We start from the raw sequence: 6,281 nt of genomic DNA, 5'->3' as shown, positions 1-6,281 counted from the left end.
CTGCCGTACCGACCGGCGCACGCCAGCTCGTTGACGACGGCGATGGAGCCGCGGGCCAGGATCCGCGCGGTCGGCTCGTCGAGCCCGGGCCTCTCGGCGCGCACCAGGCGTACGACCTCGGCGGTGTAGTCGACCCGGTCGCGGCGGGCGATCCGCACCCCGTCGGGCGGCAGGTTGGGCACCTCCCGTACGAGCATCGCCATCGTGTCCCCGTGGCGGATCGCGAACCCGGCGAGGGACCGCAGTACCCCGTCGAGGCGTCCGGACGGATCGTCGGCGCACGCGAGGACGTTCTCGACCTCCAGCTCGAGCCACGCCGCTCCCCGGTGACAGGACGTGGCGAGCAGGTCGGCCTTGCTGTCGAAGTAGCTGTAGACCGTGGGGCCGGTGACGCCGGCCGCGTCCGCGATGTCCTCGATGCTCACGCCGTGGAACCCGCGGCGGCGGAACAACCGGTTCGACACCCCGATGATCGCCTCCCGCCGGGAGGCGCGGTCGGCGAGCGCGGCGATGTCCGGAGGCCGCCGTCGGACGGCGTCGGGGGCGGGCCGCCCGACGTCGGCGTTCACGACACTCGTCAGCATCCCGGTCAGCACGCGCCGCCGGCGTGCGTCGGTAACGCCGCGGACCCGGTAGGTCGACGGCGACGCGGCGACGGCCAGCATCGCGCGGCCCAGGAACTCGGCGTCGTCGTGCGAGAGGTCGGTACGCACCGCGCCGATCCTGGTCGCGAACTCGTCGACGAGCCCGGTCCACCGCGCGGCGCTCCTGCTGCGGTCCGGCTCCGGCAGATGGCGCGCGTCGCGCTGCAGAATGATGCCGAAGTAGTGGTACTCCACAGCCGCACGCGAGAGCCCGCAGATGGTGCGGTCCAGCAGCCCGGCGGCATCACCACCGTCCGTCACGGCTTTCTGGAGAAGATCGTCGACGACATCGGTCCCCGCCTCGATCACGGCCGCGAGCAGGGCTTCCTTGCCCGGAAAATGCCGGTACAGGGCCGGGCCGGTGATTCCGCTCGAACCGGCGATCTGCGACATGCGGGCCCGGTGATATCCGAACTCGCTGAAGACCTCGGCGGCTCCGCTCAGTATCTCCTGACGACGGTCGAGAACTGCGCCACGCACCGGGTCCCCCATGTCGGTATTAGAACGAAGAGCGGCCACGACCGCTCGCCGACACCACACATTCGTCAACGGGAATTCGATTTCCTGTGGACAAGACCGCCGGTATTCGATTTCTTGTTGCGCCACAAAGGATCCCGGAGCACGTCCGCCCCGGGCTCTTCCGTGTTTCGGTGAGGTCACGCCTGGGGTACACAAGGGACATGGCTAACACCTACCGCGTGACCGAGATCGTCGGCACCTCCCCCGAAGGCGTCGACGCGGCCATCCGTGCCGGCATCAGCGACGCCTCCAAGACCCTCAAGAACCTCGACTGGGCCGAGGTCACCGAGATCCGCCTGCACCTGGAGGAGGGCTCCGTGGAGCACTTCCAGGTCGGGCTCAAGGTCGGCTTCAAGATCGAGGAGTGAGCAGTCGCCTGCGGACCGGGCTCGCCTCGGTCCGCAGGTCGCGGCATCCGGGTGACGTCGAATCGGTGATCACTCGGGTGCCGCCCTGCGTGGCAGGATCCCGAGGGCCGTGGCCGGTGTCACGGCCCTCGACCCGTTCCCGTTCGCAGGAGGCAACGTTGCCCGTGCACCCCGAAGCCCAAGGACTGCTCGACGCGCTCGCGCAGGCCGGCATGCCGCCGTTCCCCCAGATGTCCGTCCCGCAGGCACGTGCCGCCGCGGCCGGGTTCCTGGACCTGCAGGGCGAGGCCGAGCCGATCTCCGTCGAGAGCCGCACCATCCCCGGACCCGGTGGCGACATCCCGGTCCGCATCTACACACCGGACGGTGCCGGCCCCAAGCCGCTGGTCGTCTACTTCCACGGTGGAGGCTGGGTGATCGGCGACCTGGACACGGTGGACAAGCCGGTCCGGATGCTGGCCAATCGCTCCGGGGCCGTCTTCGTGTCCGTCGACTACCGGCTCGCCCCCGAGCACGTGCACCCCGCCGCCTTCGACGACGCCTACGCCGCGACCGTCTGGGCCTCGGAGAACGCCGCGTCGCTCGGCGCCGACGCGGCCCGTCTCGCCGTGGCCGGTGACTCCGCGGGCGGGCACCTCGCCGCCTCGGTCGCACAGGCCGCCCGGGACCGTCGCGGTCCCGCCCTGGCCGCGCAGATCCTGTTCTTCCCGGTCACCGACTTCGACTTCTCCACCCCCTCCTACACCGAGAACGCCTCGGGCTACCTGCTCGAACGCGGGTCGATGGAATGGTTCTGGGCGCACTACCTCGGAGCCCAGGACGCGGCCGGCGACCGCTACCTGTGCCCCGGCCGCACCGCCGACCTCACGGGGCTGCCCCCGGCGTTCGTCGCCACCGCGGAGTACGACCCGCTGCGCGACGAGGGCGAGACCTACGCGACCCGGCTGGCGGAGGCCGGTGTGGACGTCACCGCCCGGCGCTACGACGGGATGCTGCACGACTTCCTGTGGACGCTCGGTGCGACACCGGCCGGCCTCGGGATCGTCGACGACGCGGCCGCGGCACTCAAGGCGGCCGTCAAGTCCTGACGCGCTCCTCCCGCGCACGACCAGACCCGCCGACCACGACGGTCGGCGGGTCTCGTCGTGTCGGTGGGTCTACCGGTCGAGGGAGAGCTTCATGCCCTCGTGCGAGGCCGTGAAGCCGAGGCGCTCGTAGAAGCGGTGCGCGTCGGTGCGGGACTTGTCGGTGGTGAGCTGCACCAGCCGGCACCCGCGCCGGCGCGCCTCGTCGACCGTCCAGCGGATCATGGCCTCGCCCAGTCCTCGGCCGCGCAGGTCGGCGTGCACCCGGACCGCCTCGATCTGCGCGCGGGACGCCCCTCGGCGGGACAGGCCGGGGATGATGCTGAGCTGCAGCGTCCCCGCCACCGGGATCTCCGGGGTCTCGGCCACGACGAGCAGCTGCGACGGGTCCGCGTCGATCTCGGCGAACGCGCTCAGGTAGGGGGCGAGGTCGTCGTCGGCGTGGGACTCGCGGCCCGCGCCGAGCTGGTCGGCGGCGAGCAGGGCCACCACCGGCGCCACGTCGGCGGCCACCGCGCGGCGCAGGACGACGGGCGGATCGAGGGAGTCGAGAACGGCGAGCGGCACGACCGGGATCGTGCCGGACCGGCGCCCCGCTCCGCCACGGCGCACGACGGTCGTCACCGTCCGCGCCATGGGGCGTCCCCGGTCCTACGACGCACCGGGAAACCGCCGGTGGTCACCGGCGAACCGGGCGGGAACGGCCGGCCCCGCCCGATTCCCACGATCACCGCGAGGTCGTGCCGGGCGCCGGAGCGGCGGGAGCCGCCGGGGCACCGGCAGCGCCCGGAGCCGGCGGAGCGCCGGGGGTACCGGGGGCGGGAGGCCCGCCGGGGGTGCCCGGGGCGGGCGGAGCGGGCGGTCCCCCGGCCGCACCCGGCGCGGCTGGCCCACCGGCACCCGGACCGGCCGGACCCGCCGGGTCACCGGCACCGGGGCCACCGGCACCAGGGCCACCTCCAGGACCGGCGAGGCCGCCGGCGGGACCACCGTCGGGCGGGGTGGGGGCGTCGGCGGAGATGCCGGTGAGACCGCCCGGGCCCGCGGCGGCCGTGCCGACCACCAGCCCCGTCGCCACGCCGCCGACCAGCAGCCCGGCGACGGCGGCCGCGACCACCGGCACCGACGAGCGGCGGCGGAGGGCCGCGAACCGGCCGCGTCGCGGACGCCGTCCGGCACCGGGATCGGCGGCGGGGGTGCCGGACGGGAGGGCCGCGGGGGTGGACACCCGTGCGTCCGAGCCGGAGCCGGAGGCCGGGGTGATCGGCCGGGTGCTGTCGTCGTGTGTGCTCATGCGTCGTCTCCTTCGTCGTGCGGGCGTCGCGCCGGCCGGGCGGGACCCGGCCGGACGTTCGCCGGACATCGACCAGAGGACGCCGCGTTCCTGAACCGGAGCTGAGTCGTGGGGGTGTTCCCCGTGATCGCTCAGGTTCGGCTCAGCAAGGAAGGGGGAGGCTCGGTCCCATGGCTGCACGACCGACCCAGAGCACCGCGCCGCGGGTGCTGGTGCTCGAGGACTCCGAGGCGATCCGCGAGTCCGTCGTGGACGCGCTCGCCGACGCCGGGTACGTCGCCGGCGGGCGGGTGGACGGCTCCGCGCTGGAGGACCTCCTCGACTCGTTCCGGCCGGACCTGGTCGTCCTCGACGTGATGCTGCCCGGCGGGCGCGACGGCTTCGAGCTGATCCCGGTCGTCCGCGAGCACGGCGACGCCGGGATCGTCATGCTCACCGCCCGCGACGCGCTGCCGGACCGCCTGCGCGGCCTCGACTCCGGCGCCGACGACTACGTGATCAAACCCTTCCTCCTCGACGAGCTGCTGTCCCGGATCGCGGCGGTGCTGCGACGACGCGGGCGGATGCCGTCGGCGATCCAGGTCGGTGACCTGGTGCTGGACCCCGACGCCGGGATCGCGACCCGGGCCGGCGTCGTGCTCGACCTGTCCGCGACCGAGCTCCGGCTGCTCGGCTACCTGGCCGCGCAGCGCAACCGGACCGTGAGCAAGCACCAGATCCTCGGCGCGGTGTGGGGCTACGAGGCCTACGACCCGAACCTCGTCGAGGTCTACGTCTCCGGGCTCCGCCGCAAGCTCGAGGCGCACGGCCCGCGGATCGTGCACACCGTCCGCGGTCTCGGCTACACGCTGCGGCCCGCGACGTGAGCGGGACGGCGGGTTCCCGGACCGCCACCCCGTCGTTGCGGCGGCGGGTCACCGGCTCCGTCCTGGGCCTGTTCGCCGTCCTGCTCGTGCTGGTCGGGGTGCTGGTCGACGTCGTGCTGGGCGCCCAGCTGCGGCGCGACCTCGACACGCGCCTGTCCGACCGGGTCACCCAGGCCGAGCAGCTCGCGCAGAGCGGCGCCGCGCCGCCGGTGCTGGTGTCGCGGCTGCAGGGCCAGGACATCCGGGTGCGCGTGGTGACGGCGGACGGGGACAGCTACGGCGACCCGGGCCTCGGCCCGCTCGGCCTGTCCTCCTCCCCCCCTCCCCCCGGACCGGCTGCGGGACCGGAAGCCGACCCGGGCGCGACGAGGCCCAGCGGCGCGCCGGGACCCCCGCGACCCGGACCGCCCGGACCGGACGACGACGTCGGGCCCCCGACCCCGCCGGACGCGACGAGCAGCACCGTCACCCGCACGTTGCCCGACGGATCGCAGCTGGTCCTGGTCGCCGACACCACCGCGATCACCGACGTCCGCACCCAGCTGCGTGCGGTGCTCGCCGTCTCCGCGCTGGTCGCGCTCGTGCTCGCCCTGGTGGCGGTCGCGCTGACGGTCCGGGTCGCGATGCGGCCGCTGGACCGGATGACCGGCCTGGCCCGCCGGATCACCGCCGGCGACCGCGGCTCCCGGCTGCGCCCGGACCGGCCGCGGACCGACCTCGGCGCCGCCGCCGCGTCGTTCGACGACATGCTCGACGCCCTGGAGGACGCCGAGAGCCGGGCCCGCGAGTCGGCGGACCGGACCCGTCGCTTCCTCTCCGACGCCGCGCACGAGCTGCGCACGCCGCTGGCCGGGATCACCGCTGTCGCCGAGACGATCGGGAGCCGGTCCACCGACGACGAGCGGCAGCAGCGACGGGCCGCGCTCCTGCTGCGCGAGACCCGGCAGGCGGCGCAGCTGGTCTCGGACATGCTCGACCTCGCCCGGATCGACGGGGGCCTCGCCCTGCAGCGCACCGGCACCGACCTGGCCGGGCTCGTCGCCACCGAGGCAGACCGGACACGGGTCCTGGCACCCGCCCTGGACGTCGCGGTCACCGGAACGCAGCCGCTGCCGGCGTACGTCGACCCCGTCCGCGTCACCCAGATCCTGTCCAACCTGCTGGACAACGCGCGCCGCCACACCCCGGCCGACGGCACGATCACCGTCACGCTCGAACGGGCCGGCGACGAGGCCCGGGTCACCGTCCGCAACACCGGGACCCCGATCGCCGACGCCGACCGGGAACGAATCTTCGACCGGTTGGTCCGCCTGCAGGACTCCCGCGACCGCGACTCCGGCGGCGCCGGACTGGGCCTGTCGATCGCACGTGGACTGGCCCGTGCGCACGGCGGCGACCTGATCTGCCCGCCCGACGGCGACGGCGCCACGTTCCGGCTCGCGGTACCGCTCGGCGCGGCGAGCGGGTGATCCTCGACGAGCGGCGGACCGCACGCACGGCAATGT

At 74.3% G+C, this 6,281-nt stretch carries 7 protein-coding genes (1 of these 7 running past the window's edge); 4 read left to right on the top strand and 3 right to left on the bottom strand.

The window, feature by feature from the left end:
* Positions 1–1,136, bottom strand: the 5' portion of a protein-coding gene (locus EV383_RS02460) for a TetR/AcrR family transcriptional regulator (RefSeq protein ID WP_130288403.1). 64 nt of this gene lie to the left of the window's left edge; the window shows 1,136 of its 1,200 coding nt (coding positions 1–1,136); its start codon is at positions 1,134–1,136; its stop codon lies off the left edge, out of view.
* A 188-nt stretch (positions 1,137–1,324) separates the two neighbouring features.
* Here EV383_RS02460 and EV383_RS02455 point away from each other — a divergent pair, with 188 nt between their 5' ends.
* The gene (locus tag EV383_RS02455) at positions 1,325–1,531 is read left to right on the top strand and encodes a dodecin (RefSeq protein WP_130288402.1); all 207 of its coding nucleotides are present in this window, start codon (positions 1,325–1,327) and stop codon (positions 1,529–1,531) included.
* A 164-nt stretch (positions 1,532–1,695) separates the two neighbouring features.
* Positions 1,696–2,619, top strand: a complete 924-nt coding sequence (locus EV383_RS02450; protein ID WP_242623398.1) for an alpha/beta hydrolase — start codon at positions 1,696–1,698, stop codon at positions 2,617–2,619.
* 69 nt (positions 2,620–2,688) lie between these two features.
* On the opposite strand, the gene EV383_RS02445 is transcribed toward EV383_RS02450, so the two are convergent.
* Entirely contained in the window at positions 2,689–3,252 is a 564-nt protein-coding gene (locus EV383_RS02445) for a GNAT family N-acetyltransferase (RefSeq protein ID WP_130288400.1), read from the bottom strand.
* A 91-nt stretch (positions 3,253–3,343) separates the two neighbouring features.
* A complete protein-coding gene (locus EV383_RS30985; RefSeq protein ID WP_165438207.1) occupies positions 3,344–3,910 on the bottom strand; it encodes a hypothetical protein in 567 nt (188 codons plus the stop codon).
* A 170-nt stretch (positions 3,911–4,080) separates the two neighbouring features.
* Between EV383_RS30985 and EV383_RS02435 the strand changes: the two genes are divergently transcribed.
* Both EV383_RS02435 and EV383_RS02430 read left to right on the top strand, forming a co-directional pair.
* Positions 4,081–4,776, top strand: a complete 696-nt coding sequence (locus EV383_RS02435; protein ID WP_130288398.1) for a response regulator transcription factor — start codon at positions 4,081–4,083, stop codon at positions 4,774–4,776.
* Positions 4,773–6,245, top strand: a complete 1,473-nt coding sequence (locus EV383_RS02430; protein ID WP_130288397.1) for a sensor histidine kinase — start codon at positions 4,773–4,775, stop codon at positions 6,243–6,245. Before EV383_RS02435 ends, EV383_RS02430 begins: the two co-directional genes overlap by 4 nt.
* The last annotated feature ends 36 nt before the right edge of the window (positions 6,246–6,281 follow it).

Source organism: Pseudonocardia sediminis (assembly GCF_004217185.1).
In the GTDB taxonomy this organism is placed as follows: domain Bacteria; phylum Actinomycetota; class Actinomycetes; order Mycobacteriales; family Pseudonocardiaceae; genus Pseudonocardia; species Pseudonocardia sediminis.
This window is presented reverse-complemented; position numbering and strand designations above follow the sequence as displayed.

Excerpts from the sequence above, each read along its gene's own strand:
- EV383_RS30985 (WP_165438207.1), bottom strand. The coding sequence starts at position 3,910 with ATGAGCACACACGACGACAGCACCCGGCCGATCACCCCGGCCTCCGGC.
- EV383_RS02445 (WP_130288400.1), bottom strand. The coding sequence starts at position 3,252 with ATGGCGCGGACGGTGACGACCGTCGTGCGCCGTGGCGGAGCGGGGCGC.
- EV383_RS02435 (WP_130288398.1), top strand. The coding sequence starts at position 4,081 with ATGGCTGCACGACCGACCCAGAGCACCGCGCCGCGGGTGCTGGTGCTC.
- EV383_RS02455 (WP_130288402.1), top strand. The coding sequence starts at position 1,325 with ATGGCTAACACCTACCGCGTGACCGAGATCGTCGGCACCTCCCCCGAA.